At 65.8% G+C, this 20,206-nt stretch carries 24 protein-coding genes and 1 pseudogene; 14 read left to right on the forward strand and 11 right to left on the reverse strand.

All coding sequences use genetic code 11. The annotated features are described in order from the left end of the window. Positions 1 to 74 precede the first annotated feature (74 nt). Positions 75 to 1,211: a PA0069 family radical SAM protein gene (locus tag QHC78_RS17895; RefSeq protein WP_319746967.1), complete on the forward strand. Its 1,137-nt coding sequence runs from the start codon at positions 75 to 77 to the stop codon at positions 1,209 to 1,211. Between the two features lie 22 nt (positions 1,212 to 1,233). Here the strand turns inward: QHC78_RS17895 and QHC78_RS17900 are convergent, their stop codons facing one another. Further along, entirely contained in the window at positions 1,234 to 1,689 is a 456-nt protein-coding gene (locus QHC78_RS17900) for a TM2 domain-containing protein (protein ID WP_319746969.1), read from the reverse strand. 111 nt (positions 1,690 to 1,800) lie between these two features. Between QHC78_RS17900 and rpsP the strand changes: the two genes are divergently transcribed. From rpsP to QHC78_RS17940, 8 genes are all read left to right on the forward strand, one after another. Continuing rightward, positions 1,801 to 2,061 carry a 30S ribosomal protein S16 gene (rpsP, locus tag QHC78_RS17905; RefSeq protein ID WP_319746971.1) on the forward strand — a complete coding sequence of 87 codons (261 nt, stop codon included), beginning with the start codon at positions 1,801 to 1,803 and terminating at the stop codon, positions 2,059 to 2,061. 4 nt (positions 2,062 to 2,065) lie between these two features. Then, entirely contained in the window at positions 2,066 to 2,677 is a 612-nt protein-coding gene (rimM, locus tag QHC78_RS17910) for a ribosome maturation factor RimM (protein ID WP_319746973.1), read from the forward strand. A gap of 95 nt (positions 2,678 to 2,772) precedes the next feature. Further along, positions 2,773 to 3,546: a tRNA (guanosine(37)-N1)-methyltransferase TrmD gene (gene trmD / locus QHC78_RS17915; protein ID WP_319747039.1), complete on the forward strand. Its 774-nt coding sequence runs from the start codon at positions 2,773 to 2,775 to the stop codon at positions 3,544 to 3,546. A 122-nt stretch (positions 3,547 to 3,668) separates the two neighbouring features. Beyond that, the gene (gene rplS, locus QHC78_RS17920) at positions 3,669 to 4,052 is read left to right on the forward strand and encodes a 50S ribosomal protein L19 (protein ID WP_319746975.1); all 384 of its coding nucleotides are present in this window, start codon (positions 3,669 to 3,671) and stop codon (positions 4,050 to 4,052) included. 195 nt (positions 4,053 to 4,247) lie between these two features. Further along, positions 4,248 to 4,895, forward strand: coding sequence for a CoA pyrophosphatase (locus QHC78_RS17925; RefSeq protein WP_319747042.1), 648 nt, complete (start codon positions 4,248 to 4,250; stop codon positions 4,893 to 4,895). Positions 4,896 to 4,975: 80 nt separating this feature from the next. Beyond that, positions 4,976 to 5,977: a CobD/CbiB family protein gene (locus QHC78_RS17930; RefSeq protein ID WP_319746977.1), complete on the forward strand. Its 1,002-nt coding sequence runs from the start codon at positions 4,976 to 4,978 to the stop codon at positions 5,975 to 5,977. A 111-nt stretch (positions 5,978 to 6,088) separates the two neighbouring features. After that, the gene (locus QHC78_RS17935) at positions 6,089 to 6,340 is read left to right on the forward strand and encodes a hypothetical protein (RefSeq protein ID WP_319746979.1); all 252 of its coding nucleotides are present in this window, start codon (positions 6,089 to 6,091) and stop codon (positions 6,338 to 6,340) included. A gap of 119 nt (positions 6,341 to 6,459) precedes the next feature. Next, positions 6,460 to 6,852, forward strand: coding sequence for a DUF3597 domain-containing protein (locus QHC78_RS17940; RefSeq protein ID WP_319746981.1), 393 nt, complete (start codon positions 6,460 to 6,462; stop codon positions 6,850 to 6,852). 41 nt (positions 6,853 to 6,893) lie between these two features. Here the strand turns inward: QHC78_RS17940 and QHC78_RS17945 are convergent, their stop codons facing one another. Together QHC78_RS17945 and QHC78_RS17950 are read right to left on the reverse strand one after the other, a co-directional pair. After that, positions 6,894 to 7,157, reverse strand: a complete 264-nt coding sequence (locus QHC78_RS17945; protein ID WP_319746983.1) for a hypothetical protein — start codon at positions 7,155 to 7,157, stop codon at positions 6,894 to 6,896. A 412-nt stretch (positions 7,158 to 7,569) separates the two neighbouring features. Then, positions 7,570 to 7,788 (reverse strand): hypothetical protein, encoded by a 219-nt coding sequence (locus QHC78_RS17950; protein ID WP_319746985.1) that lies wholly within the window; start codon positions 7,786 to 7,788, stop codon positions 7,570 to 7,572. A gap of 151 nt (positions 7,789 to 7,939) precedes the next feature. Between QHC78_RS17950 and QHC78_RS17955 the strand changes: the two genes are divergently transcribed. Continuing rightward, the gene (locus QHC78_RS17955; RefSeq protein ID WP_319746987.1) at positions 7,940 to 8,257 is read left to right on the forward strand and encodes a hypothetical protein; all 318 of its coding nucleotides are present in this window, start codon (positions 7,940 to 7,942) and stop codon (positions 8,255 to 8,257) included. Positions 8,258 to 8,326: 69 nt separating this feature from the next. Here the strand turns inward: QHC78_RS17955 and rng are convergent, their stop codons facing one another. The 8 genes and pseudogenes from rng to QHC78_RS17995 form a co-directional block, all read right to left on the reverse strand. Continuing rightward, on the reverse strand, positions 8,327 to 9,793 hold the full coding sequence (gene rng / locus QHC78_RS17960; protein ID WP_319746988.1) for a ribonuclease G: 1,467 nt from the start codon (positions 9,791 to 9,793) through the stop codon (positions 8,327 to 8,329). A gap of 123 nt (positions 9,794 to 9,916) precedes the next feature. Beyond that, positions 9,917 to 10,513, reverse strand: coding sequence for a Maf family protein (locus tag QHC78_RS17965; RefSeq protein ID WP_319746990.1), 597 nt, complete (start codon positions 10,511 to 10,513; stop codon positions 9,917 to 9,919). A 46-nt stretch (positions 10,514 to 10,559) separates the two neighbouring features. Beyond that, positions 10,560 to 11,033, reverse strand: a complete 474-nt coding sequence (rlmH, locus tag QHC78_RS17970; protein WP_319746992.1) for a 23S rRNA (pseudouridine(1915)-N(3))-methyltransferase RlmH — start codon at positions 11,031 to 11,033, stop codon at positions 10,560 to 10,562. Between the two features lie 79 nt (positions 11,034 to 11,112). Then, positions 11,113 to 11,466: pseudogene (gene rsfS / locus QHC78_RS17975) on the reverse strand (ribosome silencing factor); the annotation flags it as partial. 2 nt (positions 11,467 to 11,468) lie between these two features. After that, positions 11,469 to 12,083 carry a nicotinate (nicotinamide) nucleotide adenylyltransferase gene (gene nadD / locus QHC78_RS17980; RefSeq protein ID WP_319747044.1) on the reverse strand — a complete coding sequence of 205 codons (615 nt, stop codon included), beginning with the start codon at positions 12,081 to 12,083 and terminating at the stop codon, positions 11,469 to 11,471. A gap of 8 nt (positions 12,084 to 12,091) precedes the next feature. Next, on the reverse strand, positions 12,092 to 13,000 hold the full coding sequence (hemF, locus tag QHC78_RS17985; RefSeq protein ID WP_319746994.1) for an oxygen-dependent coproporphyrinogen oxidase: 909 nt from the start codon (positions 12,998 to 13,000) through the stop codon (positions 12,092 to 12,094). Further along, positions 12,997 to 14,292 (reverse strand): phosphoribosylamine--glycine ligase, encoded by a 1,296-nt coding sequence (gene purD, locus QHC78_RS17990; protein WP_319746995.1) that lies wholly within the window; start codon positions 14,290 to 14,292, stop codon positions 12,997 to 12,999. The genes hemF and purD overlap by 4 nt, the downstream gene beginning before the upstream one ends. Positions 14,293 to 14,294: 2 nt before the next feature. Next, the gene (locus QHC78_RS17995; RefSeq protein WP_319746996.1) at positions 14,295 to 15,023 is read right to left on the reverse strand and encodes a YebC/PmpR family DNA-binding transcriptional regulator; all 729 of its coding nucleotides are present in this window, start codon (positions 15,021 to 15,023) and stop codon (positions 14,295 to 14,297) included. Between the two features lie 206 nt (positions 15,024 to 15,229). Here QHC78_RS17995 and QHC78_RS18000 point away from each other — a divergent pair, with 206 nt between their 5' ends. From QHC78_RS18000 to QHC78_RS18015, 4 genes are all read left to right on the forward strand, one after another. Beyond that, entirely contained in the window at positions 15,230 to 16,753 is a 1,524-nt protein-coding gene (locus QHC78_RS18000; protein WP_319746998.1) for a helicase HerA-like C-terminal domain-containing protein, read from the forward strand. 75 nt (positions 16,754 to 16,828) lie between these two features. Further along, positions 16,829 to 17,311 carry a MarR family winged helix-turn-helix transcriptional regulator gene (locus QHC78_RS18005; protein ID WP_319747000.1) on the forward strand — a complete coding sequence of 161 codons (483 nt, stop codon included), beginning with the start codon at positions 16,829 to 16,831 and terminating at the stop codon, positions 17,309 to 17,311. Between the two features lie 104 nt (positions 17,312 to 17,415). Next, positions 17,416 to 18,831, forward strand: coding sequence for an efflux transporter outer membrane subunit (locus tag QHC78_RS18010; protein WP_319747001.1), 1,416 nt, complete (start codon positions 17,416 to 17,418; stop codon positions 18,829 to 18,831). A gap of 58 nt (positions 18,832 to 18,889) precedes the next feature. Continuing rightward, positions 18,890 to 20,200 carry an HlyD family secretion protein gene (locus tag QHC78_RS18015; protein ID WP_319747003.1) on the forward strand — a complete coding sequence of 437 codons (1,311 nt, stop codon included), beginning with the start codon at positions 18,890 to 18,892 and terminating at the stop codon, positions 20,198 to 20,200. The last annotated feature ends 6 nt before the right edge of the window (positions 20,201 to 20,206 follow it).

A 20,206-nucleotide genomic window follows, 5' to 3' on the forward strand; every position in this document is an offset into this window, starting at 1 on the left:
CCGTTCCCCGGGCGCCTGGCGGGGCGGCAGACCGGCGCTTGAATTTTTATACTGTATGGATATACAGTATCCGCATGGAACACGATATCCCGCCTGAGCAGGCTTATCCCGACGCGCCGCCCACGCCCCAGCGGGGCCGCGGCGCCGTGGTCAACGTTGCCCACCGGTTCGAGCAGGACCGGCGCAGCCAGGTGGACGACGGGTGGGGTTCCAGCGAGGAAGCGCCGCCTCCCCTGAAAACCGAGGTCGCTATCGAGCGGGCCCGGAAGATACTGTCTCGCAACGACTCGCCCGACATTCCGTTCGACCGCTCGATCAATCCCTACCGGGGCTGCGAGCACGGCTGCGTTTACTGCTTCGCCCGGCCAACCCACGCCTACCTGGGGTGGTCGCCAGGCCTGGACTTCGAAACGCGGCTGGTCGCCAAGGCCAACGCGGTCGAGGCGTTGCGGGCCGAACTGGCGCGCCCGGGATACCGGGTCGACGTTATCAACATCGGCTCGGCCACCGATGCCTACCAACCCATCGAGCGACACTGGAAGCTCACCCGTGGCCTGCTGGAACTGCTGCTCGAAACCCGGCACCCCGTATCGCTGGTGACCAAGGGTGGCCTGGTGGCCCGGGATGTCGACCTGCTGGCCAAGCTGGCCGAGCTCAAGCTGGTCGCCGTCTATGTCACCGTGACTACCCTGGACGCCGGTGTGGCGCGCACGCTCGAGCCGCGCGCGGCTGCGCCGTGGCGCCGGCTGGAAGCGATACGCCAGCTCACCGGCGCCGGCGTGCCCGTAGGCGTATCGCTCGCACCCGTCATCCCTTTCATTACCGACGACCAGATCGAACGCGTGCTGGAGGCCTGCGCTCACGCGGGGGCCCGGGCCGCTTTCTACACCGTGCTGCGTTTGCCTTGGGAGGTCAAAGACGTTTTCGTGGATTGGCTCGACGCGCATTTTCCCGACCGCAAGGCGAGGGTCCTGCACTGTATCGAGGATTTGCGCGGCGGCAAGCTCAACGATCCTCGCTTTGGCAGCCGCATGCGCGGGCAGGGCATCTGGGCCGAGTTAATCGACCAACGATTCAAGCGAGCTGCCCGCAAGCACGGGCTTGCAGGGCGCCGCATCGACCTGGAAACGGGCTTGTTCAGGCCGCCGGCGCCCATGCCGGCGCAGGATGCGTCCGGGCCGCAGGCGCGCCAGCTGTCCCTTTTCCGCTAGCGCGCGGCCGGCCGGCGGCAGGCTAAACCGTTACGCCGTCGAAGATGCTCTGGAACAGCAGGACGATGCCCAGCATCAGGATGGCGGTGCCGATGGCCAGGGTCAGGATGGCTACCAGCACCGGTCCCCAGCCGGTCTGCGAGCGGCGTGCATGGCCGGCGTTGTACCTGGCGTCGAACTTGGCGTCCGGCGTCAGGCAGATGACCAGGGCTTCGATGAATCCCGCCACCGCCGGGACCAGGAACAGGAAGAAAGCGGGGTGGAAATACCATGCTTCGCTGCGTAAGGCCGCGCCCACCATCAGGAGGGAGAACAGCAGAGGTACCCAGGCGCGGCGGCGCCCCAGGTACCACCAATGGGCGCCGGCCCACCCCAGCAGGAAGGCCAGCAGGCCTGCCACGGCCTTGTGCCGGAACGGCGCGCCGGGGTTGGGAGGCGCATCTGCATCGGAATGAGGAGGGGTGTGGTGGGAATCCATCGTGGAATGCCTTGATTTTGAAGGACTTTACCGTATCCTTGCTTGCTAGGCCTAGCCTGGCGGGCTATACTTTATGGCTTTTCTCAGTCAACTCTTTTCCAAGGATTACCTATGGTGGTGATTCGTATGTCTCGCGGCGGTTCGAAGAAGCGCCCCTTCTACAACCTCGTTGCAGCCGATTCGCGCAATCGCCGCGATGGCCGCTTCATCGAGCGCGTGGGTTTCTACAACCCCGTTGCTTCCGAGGGTGAAGAAGGCCTGCGCATCGCGATGGACCGCATCGAGCACTGGACCAAGAACGGCGCGCAACTCTCGCCCGCCGTGGCCCGTCTCGTCAAGCAATACGGCGCCAAGGTCGCTTCGGCTGCCTGATCACGTGGTTTCGGCCGCGTCCTCCGCTCCGGAAGTCGATCCCGCTCCGCCCGCCGATCTGGTCGAGGTCGGGCATGTCGCGCAAGCCTATGGCTTACGCGGCGGGGTCAAGATCCAGCCGTATTCGGCGCAATCGGAATCTTTGCTGGGCACCCGCACATGGTGGCTGGCCAAAGGAACGGAAATGCGGCGCGTCGAAGTCGCCAGCGCCAAAAAGCACGGCGCGGCGGTGACGGCGACCTGGGCCGGCGTAGCCGACCGGGAGCAGGCGCAAGCCTGGAAAGGATGGGCGGTGCTGGTGCCGCGCAGCCAGTTTCCCCCGCTCGCCGAAGGCGAGTTCTACTGGGTGGATCTGATCGGCTGCGAATTGATCGGCAAGGACGCCGCCGGGCAGGATGTCGTCCTGGGTACGGTATCCGAGGTCAGCGACAACGGTGCCCACGCCATTCTCCATGTGGCGTGCGTCGAGCCGGTGGCGCCGGGCCAGCCGACGCAGCCCTTGCTCGACGCCCGGGGCAAGCGGCGCGAAACGCTGGTGCCGTTCGTGCAGGCCCATATCCAGGGCGTGGACCTCGATGCGCGGCGTATCGAGAGCGATTGGCCCGACACGTTCTGACCCGGGCTCGCCGGTACGGGTGACCGCTCCCCTCGATGCGGCGCGGATGACAAAGCGGCAACTGAGGAGTATCGGCCCTGGCCATGGATCGGATGCTGCGGTTCGACGTAATTACGCTGTTCGGCCCGATGTTCGAGGCTGTCAGCCAGCAGGGCGTAACCGGCCGGGCGCATGCGCAGGGCAGGTGGCAGTTGCATACGTGGAATCCGCGTGATTTCACGGTAGACGTGCATCGCACGGTGGACGACCGGCCCTATGGCGGCGGTCCCGGCATGGTGATGCGGATAGAGCCGCTCGAGAAGGCGGTATGCGCGGCGCGCGAGCAGCGCATGCATGCCGATCTGCCCGAAGCGCCGGTGGTTCTGCTGTCGCCGCAAGGCCGGCGATTTGACCAGGCCCAGGCGCAGTCGCTCGCGAGCGGAACCGGTGCCATCCTGGTGTGCGGCCGCTACGAAGGGATAGACCAGCGGTTCATCGACCGCTGGGTGACGCAGGAAGTGTCGCTGGGCGATTTCGTATTGTCTGGCGGGGAAATCGCTGCGATGGCGATGATGGACGCGGCGGTCAGGCTGCTGCCCGGCGTGCTGAACGATGACGAGTCCGCCGTGCAGGATTCGTTCAACGAGCGGCTGTCCGGCTTGCTGGATTGTCCGCACTATACGCGGCCCGAAGTCTATGAGGGCCGTCCGGTGCCCGACGTGCTATTGTCAGGCCACCATGCCAACATCGAGCGTTGGCGGCGCCGGCAGTCGCTGGAGGCGACGCTGAAAAAGCGTCCCGACCTGATCGAGGCGGCGCGCGCGCGGGGCTGGTTGAGCCGCGACGACGAGAAGTTTCTGTCCGGCCTGCAAGGGAAGGACAAGCGCTGACCGCATCGGCGGGCAGCGTCGCAGCAAGCCTGTGGGGCATGGGCCCCGTGGGTTAACCCCATCCTCTGGTGGCGGTGCATGAAAAGCAGAACCGCCTCGCATGATGGTTATCGGAGATGAAAATGGACCTCATCAAAGTCCTCGAGCAAGAAGAGCTGGCCCGCTTGACGGCCAACAAGACCATTCCCGAATTCGCTCCCGGCGATACCGTAGTGGTCAACGTCAACGTGGTTGAAGGCAACCGCAAGCGCGTCCAGGCATACGAAGGCGTGGTCATCGCCAAGCGCAATCGTGGCCTGAACTCGTCGTTCATCGTTCGTAAGATTTCGTCCGGCGAAGGCGTGGAGCGTACGTTCCAGCTGTATGCCCCGACGATCGCTTCGATCGAAGTCAAGCGCCGTGGCGACGTTCGTCGCGCCAAGCTGTACTATTTGCGTTCCCGTTCGGGCAAGTCGGCCCGGATCAAGGAAAAGCTCGTACGCAATACGTCGGCTGCCAAGGCTTGATTCCAGCGGTATCGCAAGACAAAGGCGCCTCGTACGGGCGCCTTTTTTTATCTTTTCCCCATGTCATTGCCCATTCCACCCGGCCGTCCCGATTCCCCAGCCGACGGCTCCCTGGACGATACGCCGGAGGAGATCCAGCCGGCGAGCCTTGCACCGCCGCAAGGCCGGCCCCAGCGGCGGCCGGCCTTCGACCCGATGGAGCAGCCCTGGGTGCCCAATCCGGGAGGGCTGGCGCCCGTGCCTGGAGGACGGCTCACGCCCGACGCCTTGCGCAGCCGATTCGCCGCGCCGCCCGCATGGACGCCCGACGCACAAGACATCAATCCGGCCCGTGCCGCCGACCAGACCATGCGGCTGGCTTCGGTACTGATACCGCTCGTGATGCGGTCCGATGGAATTCACGTCATGCTCACGCAGCGCACCGCGCACCTGCACGACCATGCCGGCCAGGTCAGCTTCCCGGGAGGGCGCGTAGAACAGAGCGATCCGACCGTAGCGGACGCCGCCTTGCGCGAAACCGAGGAAGAGACCGGCCTGCCGCGTAGCCTGGTGGAAATCATCGGCCAGCTGCCCGACTACTTCACCGGGACCGGGTTCCGGGTCGTGCCGCTGGTCGGCCTGGTGCAGCCCGATTTCCAGCCTGTTCCCGACCCTTTCGAGGTGGCCGAGGTATTCGAAGTACCGCTAGGCTTCCTGATGGACCCGGCCAACCATCGCCTGCACCGCGCATCGCTGCCGGCCGGCGAGGTCCGAACCTACTATTCCATGCCGTGGAGGCAGTTCTTCATATGGGGAGCAACCGCGGGAATGCTGCGCAACCTGTATCAGTTCCTGCGGGCATGAGCCCAGCCGCCGGAAGGGCGCGCGCCAGTTCTGTCCGTCCAACCATGCGAAACTACGGTCATGCACTTTAGAATGCGCTCATGAGCTTCTTCGCACTTCTTCTTGCCTTTCTCGCTGAACAAATCAGGCCTTTGCCCCGCTTCAATGCGGTCCATGAGGCTGCACGCGCCATTTGCCGATGGGCGGGCCATGCGCTGGATGCTGGCAGCCGGGGCTATGCCGTACTCGGGTGGATGCTGGTGGCCCTGGTGCCCAGTCTCGCCGTATGGCTGGTCAGTTCGCTGGCCTGGGCCGTGCATCCGTTTTTCGCATTGGTGTTCCATGTCGTCGTGCTCTGGTTCACGCTGGGCTTTCGCCAGTTCAGCCACCATTTCACCGAGATCCAGTTCGCGCTGGCCCGTGGTGACGTCGCGTTGGCGCGCAGCCATCTGCAGGAGTGGCTCGGTGCTTCCCGCGCCGGCGTCTCGGCCGACGCCATGACGGTCCCCGAAGTGTGCCGTACCGCTATCGAGGAAGGCGTGGTGGCGTCGCACCGCAATGTGTACGGGGTGTTGTTCTGGTATGCCTTGCTGCCCGGCCCGTCGGGCGCCGTGCTCTACAAGCTGGCCGGCATCGCGCGCCAGGAATGGGGGCAGCGGGCTGACGCCTTCGGCGACGTGGCGCGCGAAGCCTTCCGCCTTCTCGATTGGATTCCCGCCAGGATGACGGCCATAGGCTTTGCCATCGTCGGCAACTTCGAAGATGCCTTGTACGGATGGCGCCAGCGCGCCGCCGCCTGGGAGGATTCCCAGCGCGGCGTGGTCGTCGAGAGCGCCGCGGGTGCGCTGGGCGTGCGCCTTGCGCCGGCCCCGCACAAATGGCAACCGGCGGCGGCACCCGTTGCACCGGCCGACGACCTGGTGGGACCCGTACAGCCCGCTTCGGCCGCGAGCGAGTTCGCTGCAGCGGCCGAGACTGCCGACGAGCCGGCCCGGCTCCCGGATGCTTCCACCCTGCATGCGGCGGTGGGCTTGTTGTGGCGAGCCGTGGTGCTGTGGATGGTCCTGCTATTGCTGGTGTCCCTGGTGTCCTGGGCATCTTGACACGCGGACAGGCCGGCGCGGCAGCGCGCCTGTCCATGCTGCACTGCAGGAGGCCATTCTGTGCGTCTGGCGCTATATTGGGGCCTCGAACAGACGGAGCGGGGGCCTGCCATGTTCTCTTTCCAGTATTGCCCGAATCGTACTTCCCGCGTGCTGGAGGTGGAAATCGACCCTCACCAGCGCGGCCCGGGCCTGTGGGACGCCAACTGCAAGATTTACGAGCAAAGCGAGGGCAAGCGCCTGTTGCTCGGCCCGACGCTGTCGCTGCGGGGCATCGCGGCGCAATCCGAGGAAGAATGCCTGGACGAAGCCGAGATCCGGATTGCCGACGAAATCGAGCACGACCGCTGGTTCAAGCTCTAGGCTGCCCGATGTTTCTGTAGAAAGTTCATCCCGTTACACACCCGGGGCGGCTGTCCTGCCCGTCCCCGTTACAATCGGCGCAGGCATGTGCCTGCAACCGTAACGACGAGGGGGAAGGTATGAGCATTTTCAAGACGATTCTCAACAAGATTTTTCCGTCCAGCCATCCCGCCGTTGCCGACGCCGCATCGCCCGCGGCCACCCCGGCAGCGCCGGCGGGAGCCCCCGCAGGAACACCGCCCGCCGCCATGCCGGCGGTGGATGTCGCGGCTGTCCTGAACGAGATGGCGTCCAAGCATCCCGAGAAACTGAACTGGAAGACCTCCATCGTCGACCTGATGAAGCTGCTCGGGCTGGACAGCAGCCTGGCGGCGCGCAAGCAACTTGCGACCGAGCTGAATTATGGCGGCGATATGAACGATTCCGCTTCCATGAACATCTGGCTGCACAAGCAAGTGATGCAGAAGCTGGCCGAGAACGGCGGCAAGGTTCCCGACGACCTCAAAAATTGAGCGGACGCCGCGTTCTGCGGCTTCGAACCGTTTCTGTCCCATCAATCGGACGGGCGGGCTCCCGCGGCACGCCGCCGCGCGTAGGCCGCCCAGTCGTCCAGCAATTGCCGGCACAAGGCATGCGCTTCCTTTGGCAGCCCCTCGGGGAGCAGTTCCGCGGCCCCGGTCGACTCACGTTCGAGCGCCGCGGCGATCTGCCATAGGCGCGGATCGTCTGCTTGCAGCCCATCGATCAGTGCGCGCAGTACCGCTCTGTTGACCGAGGCGTGGACGAGTGCTTGCGCAGCCAGAGAAGTGTCTTCCATCTGAGTCTCCCTGTTCGAACAAAGGCGTGCCGCCGGCTCTCGCATGGTTCCTCCTGCGCGAGCCGAGCGGCGTGTAAAGAAAGCCGTTGGCATCGGCTCTCTTCCGGGCGATGGTACCTCGCATGGGCAACACGCCCGCCCGGGGCGATGAGCTCCCGTCCCGGGATATTGAGGATTGTTTGCGCTGCTGGCGCGCCGCCCGTCGTTAAATTTCGTCGCTTGGGCCAACGAGGGGGGCGGTCTTGTTAATAGCAATCCTGCTGATTTGGGCGCTTGGCGCCCTGGCGGTTGTCTACTGGGTGGAGCGCAAAAGAAGGAAGTAGGCCGCTGACGAGGCCCGCATCCGGCTGGTTCGGTGGGCCGGGCCCGGCCGTGCGGGACGCCTGGGCCCGTTGGACGGCCTCACGAATAGTCAGGGTTGTCCGCTGCCGGCATTGGGATCGTCCTCGGCGCGAGAGCGCTTGCCGTGGCCCAGTTGGCGGTGATATTCCACATCTGTCTGGTCACGGTCGGTTTCGCTCATGTCGGGTTCGTCGCGGGGGACGGCAGGCGTGGGGGTGGAGTTATTCGTGTCCTTGAGCTTATCGTCGATGGGCTCGCTGCGGGCAGGTCCTGGTGGGTGGGTTGCCATGTCGGTCTCCTTGAAAGAGGACCATATCGCAGCAAGCCGCGTGCCCCGCGGTCTGGGGCGAGGGCAAGAATCTTCCTACGATAAACGATCGCAAACAGCCGCTCTCCAGGAGCCCTGGAGCAACTAGGATGTAGCTTTCGGTGAGGTGCAAATGGTTGCACGTTCAATGGAGTTTCCAGCAGGGCGGCTGCGCGCGCGGATGCTGCGGAACGTCAGGTCGTACGCGCGCGTTTCCATTTCGGTATCCTCGAGCAAATCGGACCGCATCCTCGAGCAGCGCATGGCCGAGTGGCTGCGTAAGGAGCTGGTTCGCGGCGACCTGTGCGCCCGGGAGTTCTTCGTCCACCGCAGCGCCGGTGACGACTGGCGGCATGCGCTCTACATGGCTTGCGCCGCGATGGGCCATAAGCACGGCGGCTTCGCGGCCCGTGCGCAATTGGACGGCGTGGTGCTTTGCGCCCGTGTCTGAACGGCGGGGTGCCGGAACGGGCTGGGGCCTTCCCGGTGTGCGGCGGCGCTTGCCGGGTGCGGCCGGATATCAGATCAGGATAATGTCGTACTGTTCCTGGCTGTAGATCCCTTCTACCTGCAGCGAGATGGGTTTGCCGATGAAGTCGCCCAGGGCGGCAAGGTTCTGGCTTTCTTCTTCGAGGAACAAGTCCACGACCGCCTGGGATGCCAGGATCCGGAATTCCTTGGGATTGAACTGGCGCGCTTCGCGCAGGATTTCGCGCAGGATTTCGTAGCACAGCGTGCGCGCCGTCTTGACCTGGCCGCGCCCCTGGCAGGTGGGGCAGGATTCGCACAGGACGTGGCTGAGCGATTCACGGGTCCGCTTGCGCGTCATTTCGACCAGGCCCAGTTGCGTGAAACCGTTCAGCGTGATGCGGGTGCGATCGCGCGCGAGGGCCTTGCGCAGCTCGGCCAGCACCGCTTCCCGGTGCTCGGGATTCTCCATGTCGATGAAATCGAGAATGACGATGCCGCCGAGGTTGCGTAAGCGCAGCTGGCGGGCGATGGCCTGGGCCGCTTCCAGGTTGGTCTTGAAAATCGTGTCGTCGAAGTTGCGTCCACCGACGAAACCGCCGGTGTTGACGTCTATGGTCGTGAGCGCCTCTGTCTGGTCGATGATGAGGTAGCCGCCCGACTTGAGTTCGACGCGCCGCGAGAGCGCGCGATTGATTTCATCGTCGACGTTGTACAGATCGAAGAGCGGTCGTTCCCCGTTGTAGTGAACCAGTTTGTCGATGACCGACGGGGTGAACTCCCGGGCCCATGCAAGCAGCCGGGTGAAGCTGCTGCGCGAGTCGATCTGGATGGAGGCGGTTTCGGCACTGACTACGTCGCGCAATACGCGCTGTTCCAGGTTGAGGTCTTCGTGCAGCAGCCACGGCGCACCCTTGGTCCGCGCCTGCTGCTGCATGATGGCCCAGAGCTTGCGCAGGTAGGCGATGTCGGCCGCGAGCTCTTCGTCGCTTGCATCTTCGGCCTGCGTGCGGACGATGTAGCCGCCTTTTTCGTCCTCCGGAACCAGCCGCTGGACGCGGTCGCGCAATTGCGTGCGTTCGGCCTCGGACTCGATACGCTGGGAGATGCCGATGTGCGGGTCGTAGGGCAGGTACACCAGCATGCGCCCCGCGACGCTGATCTGCGTGGACAGTCGCGCTCCCTTGGTCCCGATGGGATCCTTGATGACTTGCACCATCAAGGTCTGGCCCTCGAACAGCAATTTCTCGATCGGGGTGGCGGGGTGCCCTCCGTGTGCGCGCTCCTGCCGGCTCTCGCGGATGTCGGCGATGTGCAGGAAGGCCGCGCGCCCCAGGCCGATGTCGATGAAGGCGCTCTGCATGCCGGGCAGGACGCGGGCGACCCGGCCCAGGTAGATGTTTCCGACGTAGCCCTTCTGCGAGGTGCGCTCGATGTGGAGTTCCTGCACGGCACCTTGCTGGATGACGGCAACCCGGGTTTCGTACGGAGAAACGTTGATGAGGATGTCTTCGGTCATGGAACCTGCCGGTGAGCATTGCGCGACTATGCGCAGCTTACCGCGACTCGGCTGCGGGCGGTGCACGCCGGGGGGCGGCACGGGTGCCGCCGCATGCCGAAGGCGCGATAGGCGTATAGGCGCTCAAGGCAGCACGATGCCGGCGCACGCAAGGAGACGGGCCGTCTCGTACAGCGGCAGTCCCATGACGCCGGTGAAGCTGCCGGAGATGTGCCGCACGAAAATGCCCCCCAGTCCCTGTATGCCGTATGCGCCGGCCTTGTCGTAGGGCTCGCCGGTATCGCAATAGCGCTCGATGTCGCGCGGCGTCAATTCGCGAAACTGAACCTGGGTGATCGACTCGTCCTCGTGCAGGACGCCTCGGCTCACCACGGCGAGCGCCGTGTGAACCACGTGGGTCGATCCGGACAGCCGCTGCAGGATGCGTACCGCGTCGGCCCGGTCGACGGGTTTGCCCAGCACGTCTCCATCGAGGATGACCGTGGTGTCCGCAGCCAGGAGGGGGCGTTCGGGCATATGCCGCAGCCGCATGGTCTCGGCGCCCAGCAGCGCTTTCTCGCGTGCCGTGCGGCGCACATAGTCGGCCGCGGGCTCGCCCGGCAACTGGGGCTCGTCCGGTCCCGCGGCCGGAGGGGCCAGCAGCACGTCGTGCTCGACGCCCAGCTGGGCCAGCAACTCCGTCCGGCGCGGGCTTCGAGAGGCAAGGTAAATGGCAGTCATTATTCGCTCCGGGGTGACCCTGGCGCGTGCGGCGGCCGGACCGACGCTAACCTCCCCTATGGTAGGGGTGGTTCGCCAGGATAGACCAGCTTCGATACAGTTGTTCGGCTAGCAGCACGCGGACCATGCCATGAGGCAAGGTCAGGCTGGATAGACGCAGCATCCCCGCGCACCGGCGCTTCAGCTCCGGATCGAGTCCATCGGGTCCGCCTATGATCAGGCCGACGTCCTGTCCATGATCGCGCCATTGCTGCAGCTGACGGGACAGCTCCACTGTGGTGAGGTCGCGCCCGCGTTCGTCCAGGGCGATCCAGCGTCCGCCCGCCGGTAACGCGGCTTCGATGCGCTTGGCCTCCAGCGCCTGCATCTGGGCGGCCGTCTTGCCCGTCGTGCGAGGCTCCGGACGGACTTCCCGCAGTTCGATGGGGCAATCGGGAGGCAGGCGCTTGGCGTAGTCGGCGAACGCCTCATCCACCCACCCCGGCATCCGGTGGCCCACCGCAACGATTACGAGTTTCATCGAGTTCCCATGCCCATCAGGGGCGGCGGATCGGGCTTCGCCGGTCCGCCTGTATCACAGTTGCGAGTGCGCCTTAGCGAGCGGGTGGCGACGCAAGCTTCATGCGCACCGGCTTGCCGCCCCACACTTCTTCGAGGTTGTAGTAGTCGCGGATGGCCGGCTGCATGATGTGGACGACGATGTCGCCCAGGTCCACCAGCACCCACTCGCCGGTCTCTTCGCCTTCGGTGGCAACGACCTCGCCTCCCAGGGCCTTGACCTTTTCGCAGACACTGGAGGCCAGTGCGCGGGTCTGCCGGTTCGACGTGCCGCTGGCGATGACGACACGGTCGAACAGGCTCGTCAAGTGCGTGGTGTTCAGTACGGTGATGTTTTGTGCTTTGACGTCCTCGAGGGCATCGACGACGGCGCGTTGTAGTTTGCGTATGTCCATGTTTAGACCTGATACAGGCGATGCTGCCTGATGTATTGCAGCACGGCGGGGGGGACGAGGCCGTCGACCGGTTCGCCCCGGGCGAGTCGCTGCCGGATGGCGGAGCTCGATATCTCCATTTCCGGCATGGGCAGCCTGTGCAGGGTGCGCCCGTGCGTGGCGAGTGCGGCATGCAGTTCGGCGCTCGGGCCGGGCTCGGCGCCGGGTCGGCTGGCCACTGCGAGATCGGCCAGCGCAACGATGTCTTGCCAGTCTTTCCAGGTACAGAAATTGGCCAATTGATCTGCCCCGAGTATCCAGACGTATCGCACGGGGCTAGCAAGCGGCGTGCCCATGCCGGCCGTGAGCGCACGCAAGGTGTCGATAGTGTAGCTCGGGCCGCCGCGGTCGATCTCGATACGGTTCAGGGCCAGGCCGGGCTGGCCGGCGATAGCCAGCGCCACCATTTCGGCCCGCTGGTCGGCAGTGGCCGCCAGCGGTTGGCGTTGCCACGGCGCGGCTGCGGGGATGAGCTGGACCGAGTCGGCAGCCAGATGGGCAAGCGCGGTCCGGGCCAGGGCCAAGTGGGCCTCGTGGATGGGATCGAAGCTTCCTCCCAGCAATCCGATGCGAGAGATGGGCGAAGTCAAATCCATTCCCGTGGCGGCAGCAGTTCGTAGAGGCGGGCCTCGGGCGAACCGGGCTCGGGATGCCAGTCGTAGCGCCATTGGGCATGCGGCGGCATGGACATCAGGATGGACTCGGTGCGCCCGCCCGATTGCAGGCCGAACAGGGTACCGCGATCGAACACCAGGTTGAATTCGACGTAGCGCCCGCGGCGATAGGCCTGGAAATCGCGCTCGCGCTCGCCATAGGCCAACGGTAGCCGGCGCTGGACGATGGGGAGGTAGGCTTCGAGGAAGTGGTCGCCCACGGAGCGGGCGGCGGCGAACGCGTGGTCGAAGCCGCCTTCGTTGAAGTCATCGAAGAAGATGCCCCCGAGCCCCCGGGCTTCCTTGCGGTGCTTGAGGTAGAAGTAGTCGTCGCACCACTTCTTGAAGCGCGGGTAGAGGTCGGTACCGCTAGGGTCCAGCGCTGTCTTGCAAGTGCGGTGGAAATGGACCGCGTCTTCCTCGAACGGATAGTAGGGCGTCAAATCCATGCCTCCGCCGAACCAGAACACGTCGTCGGCGTCCGAGAGGTGGACGGATTTGGCGATGAAGACCCGCACGTTCATGTGCACGGTCGGCACGTACGGATTGCGGGGGTGCAGCACGAGGGATACGCCCATGGCTTCCCACGGCCTTCCGACCAGCTCGGGCCGGTGGGCGCTGGCCGAGGGCGGCAGGGTGGCGCCGGTCACGTGGCTGAACAGCACGCCGCCGCGTTCGAATACCCGCCCGTTTTCGATCAAGCGCGAAATGCCGCCACCGCCCTCGGCGCGTTGCCAGGCATCGGAACGGAAGGGCTGGCCTTCGATGCGCTCGAGGCTCTCGACGATGCGCGATTGCAGGCCCGTGAAATAGTCGCGGGTCAGCGCGGTGTCGATGATCATGCCGTGCCGGGCTCCGTCGTGGCCGTGCGGCGCGACATCGCACGCCAGCCGATGTCGCGGCGGTATTGCGCACCGTCGAAGTGTATGGATTGCAGTACGTCGTACGCGCGCTGCTGGGCTAGCTTGACCGAATCGCCCAGCGCGGTGACGCACAGCACCCGCCCGCCGCTGGTCTTGACCACGCCGCCGCTTTGGGTCGTGCCGGCATGGAACACCATGCTGTCCGGCGTCTCGGCCGGCAGGCCGCTGATGACGTCGCCGGTGCGCGGCGTGCCGGGATAGTTGTGGGCCGCCATGACCACGCCCAATGCGGTGCGGCGGTCCCAGTTGATGTTCGCCTGGTCGAGCGTGCCCGCCACCGCGTGCTCGAAGACTTCGAGCAGATCGCTCTTGACGCGCATCATGATGGGCTGCGTTTCCGGATCGCCCATGCGGCAATTGAACTCCAGCACCTTGATGCCCTGCGCGCTTATCATCAGCCCCGCGTACAGGAAGCCGGTGAACGGAATGCCGTCCTTGGCCATGCCCTGGATGGTGGGCCAGATCACCTCGCGCATGATGCGGCCGTGAAGCTCGGGCGTGACGACCGGCGCGGGCGAATACGCGCCCATGCCGCCGGTGTTGGGCCCTTGGTCGTTGTCCTGGAGCCGCTTGTGGTCCTGGCTGGTGGCCAGGGGCAGGACGTGCCGGCCATCGCACAGCACGATGAAGCTGGCTTCTTCGCCTTCCAGGAACTCTTCGATCACGACGCGGGCGCCGGCCTGTCCGAGCTTGCCGTCCCCCAGCATCGCATCGACGGCGGCATGCGCCTCTTCCAGCGTGGCGGCCACTACGACGCCCTTGCCCGCGGCCAGGCCGTCGGCCTTGACCACGATGGGCGCGCCTTGCTGGTCGAGATAGGCGTGTGCCTGGGCCGGGTCGGTAAAGGTCTGGTACTTGGCGGTGGGAATGCCGTGCCTGACCATGAAGGCCTTGGCGAAGTCCTTGGAGCTTTCGAGCTGCGCGGCGGCCTTGGTGGGGCCGAAGATCTTCAGGCCCCGCGCGCGGAAAATGTCGACCACGCCGGCCGCGAGCGGCGCCTCGGGCCCGACCACGGTCAGTCCTATGCCTTCTTTTTCGACGAAGTCCGCCAGCTGTGCCGGATCGGTAATGGGAACGTTCTGCAAGTGCGGGGTCAGCGCCGTGCCGCCGTTGCCGGGCGCCACGTAGACCTTCTGGGTCTTGGGCGATTTGGCCAGTTGCCAGGCCAGGGCGTGTTCGCGGCCGCCGGAGCCGATGACGAGAAGTTTCATGGTCACTGCTCGTCCATGACCGCGGTGGTGTAGACCTCCTGGACATCGTCCAGGGATTCGAGCGCGTCCAGCAGCTTTTGCATTTTTTCCGCGTCCTCTCCGGTCAGGGCGGTTTCGTTGAGTGCCTTCATCACGATGCCGTCCATTTCCGCCTTCAGCCCGCCCTTGTCGAAGGCCTGCTTGACCGCGGCATAGTCGGCCGGGGCGCTGATAACCTCGATCACGCCTTCGTCGTCGGTGATGACGTCTTCCGCGCCGGCCTCGAGCGCGAGCTCCATGACCTTGTCTTCCGAGGTGCCGGGCGCGAACAGGAACTGGCCGCAGTGCTTGAACATGAAAGCCACCGAGCCTTCCTGGCCCAGGTTTCCGCCATGCTTGGAGAATGCATGGCGCACTTCGGCCACCGTGCGCGTGCGGTTGTCGGTCATGCAGTCGACGATGACGGCCGCCCCGCCCACGCCGTAGCCTTCGTAGCGGACTTCCTCGTAGTTGTCGCCGTCGGCGCCGCCGGTGCCCCGCGCGATGGCGCGCTGGATGGTGTCCTTGGGCATGTTGGCGTCAGTGGCCTTGTCCCATGCCAGGCGCAGGCGAGGGTTGGTTTCGGGATCGGGCCCGCCCGCGCGGGCCGCCACGGTGACTTCACGTATCAGTTTGGTCCACAGCTTGCCGCGCTTGGCGTCCTGACGCCCTTTGCGGTGCTGGATATTGGCCCATTTACTATGTCCGGCCATGGAAATCGCTTGTGTTGTAACGGTGAGGTGTCCATTTTAGCTTGACCGGCAAGGCGGGGGCGCCGGGGAATGTCCTCTTGCTGCCGATACCACAGCCGAGCATCATGCAGGAGGCGCCGCCCGCGGCCGCGGTTTTGACAAGCCGCGGCCTTGCGCACAGAATCCCCGGCTATCCCATCCTTCTGCCCCTGCATAACGGAACCGCCATGGTCGACCCCATCCTTCTCGCCAAGAACGCAAACACCGATCTCTTCCTGCTGCCGGGCATGGCCAACCGCCATGGCTGCATCACGGGGGCGACCGGTACCGGCAAGACCGTGACGCTCCAGGTGATGGCTGAATCGTTTTCCCGCCTGGGCGTCCCGGTGTTCATGGCCGACGTCAAAGGCGACCTGACCGGGATTTCGCAAGCCGGCGTGGCGACGCCCAAGCTGACGGCGCGGCTGGAGTCGCTCGGGCTGGACCAGCCGGTCTGGGGCGGCGCGCCCGTCACGCTGTGGGACGTCTTTGGCGAGCAAGGGCACCCCGTGCGCGCCACGGTCTCGGACATGGGGCCGTTGTTGCTGGGCCGGATGCTCAATCTCAACGATACCCAGGCCGGCGTGCTGACCATGGTGTTCCGCATCGCCGACGACAACGGCTTGCTGTTGCTCGACCTGAAAGACCTGAGGGCCATGCTGCAATACGTGGGCGATAACGCCGCCCAGTTCAAGACCCGCTATGGCAACGTCTCGCCTGCCTCGGTAGGGGCCATTCAACGGGGGCTGCTGGCCCTGGAGGAGCAGGGGGGCGACCGCTTCTTCGGCGAGCCCATGCTGAACATCGACGATCTCATGCAGACCGACGGGCAGGGCCGGGGCGTGGTCAATATCCTGGCCGCCGACAAGTTGATGCAGTCGCCTACGCTTTATGCGACGTTCCTGTTGTGGATGCTGTCGACGCTGTTCGAGCACCTGCCCGAGGCGGGGGATACCGACAAGCCGAAGTTCGTCTTCTTTTTCGACGAAGCCCACCTCTTGTTCGACGACGCGCCCAAGGCGCTGCTGGACAAGATCGAGCAGGTGGTGAGGCTGATCCGTTCCAAGGCAGTGGGGGTGTATTTCTGCACCCAGAATCCGCTCGATATTCCGGAGGCGGTACTGGGCCAGCTGGGCAATCGCGTGCAGCATGCCCTGCGTGCCTTCACCCCGCGTGACCAGAAGGCGGTGAAGTCGGCCGCCGAGACGATGCGGCCCAATCCCGCGCTCGATGTCACCGCCGCGATCACGGAATTGGGGGTGGGCGAGGCGTTGGTGTCGCTGCTGGACGAGAAGGGCCGGCCGGGCATGACCGAGCGCGTCTACGTCGTCGCGCCGGGCAGCCGCATCGGCCCGGCTACCGATGCCGAACGCCAGGCGCTGCGCCAGTCCTCGCTGGTAGCGGGCGTATACGAGAAAACCGTCGACCGGGAGTCGGCCTACGAGATGCTGACCAGCCGGGCAGCCGGGGGCGAGCAGTCCGCCGCGGCCTCGCCCGCGGAACAGGAGGCCAAGCCGGCAAAAGCCGACGACGACGGGCTGATCGGCGGGCTGCGCGACGTGTTGTTCGGCTCGACCGGGCCCCGCGGCGGAAGGCGCGAGGGCGTTCTTGAATCGGCCGCCCGCAGCGCCGTACGGTCCATGGGTACCCAGCTTGCGCGCGACCTGACGCGGGGCCTGCTTGGTTCCCTGCTGGGCAAGCGTCGCCGCTGATTTGCAGATCCGCAGATCGCTGGGGCCGTCTGTTACTGCATTGACAATCATTGCCCATGCAGCAATAATCACCGCATGGCAGATTCCGTTTCTTCTCGCGACCGGTCGCCGCCGGCTTCCGCCGGCCGCTACGATCCTGGCGACAGCCTGGGCTACCTGATCAAGCAGGCCCACAACTCACTGCAACGGGCCGTCGATGCGGAGATGACTGCGCTCGACCTGACCGCGATGCAGTGGGGGCCACTCATGCTGCTTGCCATGGGGCGAGGCGACACCGCCGCGGAACTGGCCCGCTCGGCCTGTTCGGATACCGGCGCAATGACGCGCATGCTGGACCGGCTCGAATCCAAGGGCTTGATCCGCCGGGTGCGCAGCGCGGAAGACCGCCGGGTCATCAAGCTGGAGTTGACCGAGGAAGGCATCCGTGCCACCGAGCAGATCCCCCAGCGGTTGCGCCATGCGGTCGATCAGCATACGCGCGGGTTTTCCGACGAGGAGGTGCAGCAATTGAAGGCCTTGCTACGGCGCATGATCGCTAACGGTTCGTCCCCCGGGTAGGTCGCGCGGGTGCGCGCCCGGCTGTTTTTTAACCATATAGCTGCCTAAGCAGTAATAGCCTGGGCAATTAAATTCAGCAAATCGTAAGGTTTATGAGAAAGCTCTTGTTAGTTCCCCTGGTGGCCGCGTTGGCGGCGTGCGCCAGCATGGACCGGGAGGCCGCTCCCCAGGCCCGGCTGCTCGATGGAAGTTCGTTGGCCGCGGAACAGGCCGATGTGCAATGGCCGGTGCAGCAATGGTGGCACCGTTATGGCGATCCCCAGTTGGACGCCTTGATCGACGAGGCGATTGCCGGCAGCCCGTCCGTCGTCGTGGCGCAGGCGCGCCTGGCGAGGGCCGAGGCGGCCGTCGGCGCCGCGCGGGCCGACGGACTGCCGCAGGTCGACGGAACGTTCAGCGCGACGCGGCAACGCTACACCGAACACGGCGCCATTCCGGCGCCGTTGGCGGGCGGGGTCCGCACCGACGCGCGCCTGGCTGTGAACGTCGGCTATGAGCTCGATTTCTGGAACAAGAATGGCTCGCTGCTGAAGGCCGCCGTGTCTGAAAGCCGTGCCGCTCAAGCCGAAAACCAGGCCGCCGTCGGTATCCTGGCCAGTTCGGTCGGCTCGGCATACTTCAACCTCCAGCGCCTGTTCGCCCAGCGAGACGTGCTGCAGGCGGCCATTGCGCAACGCGGGCGAGTCGGCACATTGACGCGCCAGCGCTACGCCTCGGGGCTCGATACCCAGGTCGAAGTCAAACAGGCCGAGTCGGCATTGGCGCAGGCCCGTACTCAGCTGGCGCAGGTGGATGAAGCCATCGCCCTGCAGCGCAACGAGATCGCTGCGCTGGCGGGTGCCGGCCCTGAGCGCGGCGCAGCCATCCAGCCCGTGGCGCTGGCATCGCCAGAGACCGCGGTGCCGGCGAATGTGCCGCTGTCGCTGCTGGGCCGCCGTGCCGACATCGTTGCGGCCCGGTGGCGCGTCGAGTCGGCGCTGCGCCATATCGATGCCGCCAAGGCCATGTTCTATCCCAACATCAACCTGGCGGGCTTCGTCGGCACGTCGGCGCTCGGACTCTCCAACCTGTTCAAGTCGGGCAGCCAGATCGTCGGCGTCGGTCCCGCCATCACGCTGCCCATTTTCGAGGGCGGGCGGCTCAACGCGAATCTGAAGGGTACGGCCGCGGACGCGGACCTGGCCATTGCTTCCTACAACCAGACCGTGTTGCATGCGGTGAACGAGGTGGCCGATACCCTGGCTTCGATACGGGCACTGGGCCGCGAGCGCAATGAGCAGCGCCAGGCCAAGGAGGCGATCGAGCATGCCTATGACCTCGCCGTCGAACGTTATCGCGCGGGGCTGGGCAACTACCTGAGCGTGCTCGCCGCGCAGAGCGCGGTACTGGAGCAGGCCAGGCTGGACGCCGATTTGAAGGCCCGCGCGCTGACCTTGGACGTTGCGCTGGCCAAGGTGCTGGGTGGCGGTTCGGAGCTGCCGCCCGCCCCGGGCGAGGCCGTGGCCGCAACGGGCCAATAAGACATCGACGAGTTGAAGGGCTATGCCGCGCCACGCGTGCGGAGCAAGGAAAACACAAATGGAAACCGTACAAGATACTTCGAGCAATTCCCGCAAGCGGCTGCTGCTGGGCGCGGCCGCCGTCTTCGCCGTGGCCGCCGTGGGCTATGGCGCATGGTGGGCCCTGGTGGCACGCCACTACGAGCATACCGACGACGCTTACGTACAGGGCAACCTGGTACAGATCACGCCGCAGATCGCCAGCACGGTCGTGGCCATTCATGCCGACGACACCGACTACGTCAAGGCCGGCGATCCCCTGGTCCTGCTCGACAAGGCCGACGCTCAGGTCGCGCTCGATCACGCCCAGGCCGCGTTGGCCCAGACGGTGCGGCAGGTGCGTACGCTCTATGCCAACAATGGGGCCTTGAGCGCCAACATTTCGGTGCGCAAGGCGGAAGTCGAGCGGGCGAAGGCCGACCTGGCCAAGGCGCAGAACGATGCCAACCGGCGCCAGAACCTGGCGGCCTCGGGTGCGGTGAGCGGCGAAGAATTGCTGCATGCGCAGACGGCGGTCAGCAACGCGAAGGCGGCACTGGCTTCCGCGCAGGCAGCGCTGGCGGCCGCCCGCGAACAGCTCGCCACCAATACGGCGCTGACCGACGGCACCAGCGTGGAACAGCATCCCAATGTGCTGCAGGCCGCGGCCAAGGTGCGGGAGGCCTATATCAGTCTGTCGCGCACGACGCTGCCTGCGCCGGTGACCGGATACGTGGCCAAGCGCAGTGTGCAGGTCGGCCAGCGCGTGGCGCCCGGCGCTTCGTTGATGACCATCGTGCCGCTGAACCAGGTGTGGGTGGATGCCAACTTCAAGGAAGTGCAGCTCGGCCGCATGCGGATTGGACAACCTGTGACGCTCGAGGCCGACCTCTACGGGTCCACGGTCGAATATCACGGCAAGGTCGCCGGCCTGGGCGCAGGCACCGGCAGCGCGTTCGCGCTGTTGCCGGCGCAGAACGCTACCGGCAACTGGATCAAGGTGGTGCAGCGGGTGCCGGTGCGGATCGCGCTCGATCCCAAGGAAGTCGAGGCGCATCCCCTGCGCGTCGGCCTCTCGATGAACGTCTCGGTGGACGTTTCCGCCACCGACGGCCCGGTGCTGGCTGAAGCCGGCCGTACTGCGCCGGCCTACTCGACGACGGTCATGGACCATGCCAGCGAAGATGCCGATGCGCTCGTCGCCGCCACCATTGCCCAGAACCTCGGTGGGCACGCGCCGGAAGCGAAGCCGGCCGTCGCCAAGGCGGCGCCGCAGCATATTTCCAGTACGGCCCCGGCCGCCGTGGGCCGAGAAGTGGCCGCCGTGCGCCCCGGCGCCGGCACGCTCTGAGATCGC

It is taken from the genome of Pigmentiphaga sp. (genome assembly GCF_033795525.1).
In the GTDB taxonomy this organism is placed as follows: Bacteria; Pseudomonadota; Gammaproteobacteria; order Burkholderiales; family Burkholderiaceae_B; genus Pigmentiphaga.

Excerpts from the sequence above, each read along its gene's own strand:
- QHC78_RS17895 (WP_319746967.1), top strand. The coding sequence starts at position 75 with ATGGAACACGATATCCCGCCTGAGCAGGCTTATCCCGACGCGCCGCCC.
- QHC78_RS17900 (WP_319746969.1), bottom strand. The coding sequence starts at position 1,689 with ATGGATTCCCACCACACCCCTCCTCATTCCGATGCAGATGCGCCTCCC.
- rpsP (WP_319746971.1), top strand. The coding sequence starts at position 1,801 with ATGGTGGTGATTCGTATGTCTCGCGGCGGTTCGAAGAAGCGCCCCTTC.
- rplS (WP_319746975.1), top strand. The coding sequence starts at position 3,669 with ATGGACCTCATCAAAGTCCTCGAGCAAGAAGAGCTGGCCCGCTTGACG.
- QHC78_RS17925 (WP_319747042.1), top strand. The coding sequence starts at position 4,248 with ATGGAGCAGCCCTGGGTGCCCAATCCGGGAGGGCTGGCGCCCGTGCCT.
- QHC78_RS17930 (WP_319746977.1), top strand. The coding sequence starts at position 4,976 with ATGAGCTTCTTCGCACTTCTTCTTGCCTTTCTCGCTGAACAAATCAGG.
- QHC78_RS17935 (WP_319746979.1), top strand. The coding sequence starts at position 6,089 with ATGTTCTCTTTCCAGTATTGCCCGAATCGTACTTCCCGCGTGCTGGAG.
- QHC78_RS17940 (WP_319746981.1), top strand. The coding sequence starts at position 6,460 with ATGAGCATTTTCAAGACGATTCTCAACAAGATTTTTCCGTCCAGCCAT.
- QHC78_RS17945 (WP_319746983.1), bottom strand. The coding sequence starts at position 7,157 with ATGGAAGACACTTCTCTGGCTGCGCAAGCACTCGTCCACGCCTCGGTC.
- QHC78_RS17950 (WP_319746985.1), bottom strand. The coding sequence starts at position 7,788 with ATGGCAACCCACCCACCAGGACCTGCCCGCAGCGAGCCCATCGACGAT.
- QHC78_RS17955 (WP_319746987.1), top strand. The coding sequence starts at position 7,940 with ATGGTTGCACGTTCAATGGAGTTTCCAGCAGGGCGGCTGCGCGCGCGG.
- rng (WP_319746988.1), bottom strand. The coding sequence starts at position 9,793 with ATGACCGAAGACATCCTCATCAACGTTTCTCCGTACGAAACCCGGGTT.
- QHC78_RS17965 (WP_319746990.1), bottom strand. The coding sequence starts at position 10,513 with ATGACTGCCATTTACCTTGCCTCTCGAAGCCCGCGCCGGACGGAGTTG.
- rlmH (WP_319746992.1), bottom strand. The coding sequence starts at position 11,033 with ATGAAACTCGTAATCGTTGCGGTGGGCCACCGGATGCCGGGGTGGGTG.
- hemF (WP_319746994.1), bottom strand. The coding sequence starts at position 13,000 with ATGATCATCGACACCGCGCTGACCCGCGACTATTTCACGGGCCTGCAA.
- purD (WP_319746995.1), bottom strand. The coding sequence starts at position 14,292 with ATGAAACTTCTCGTCATCGGCTCCGGCGGCCGCGAACACGCCCTGGCC.
- QHC78_RS17995 (WP_319746996.1), bottom strand. The coding sequence starts at position 15,023 with ATGGCCGGACATAGTAAATGGGCCAATATCCAGCACCGCAAAGGGCGT.
- QHC78_RS18000 (WP_319746998.1), top strand. The coding sequence starts at position 15,230 with ATGGTCGACCCCATCCTTCTCGCCAAGAACGCAAACACCGATCTCTTC.
- QHC78_RS18005 (WP_319747000.1), top strand. The coding sequence starts at position 16,829 with ATGGCAGATTCCGTTTCTTCTCGCGACCGGTCGCCGCCGGCTTCCGCC.
- QHC78_RS18015 (WP_319747003.1), top strand. The coding sequence starts at position 18,890 with ATGGAAACCGTACAAGATACTTCGAGCAATTCCCGCAAGCGGCTGCTG.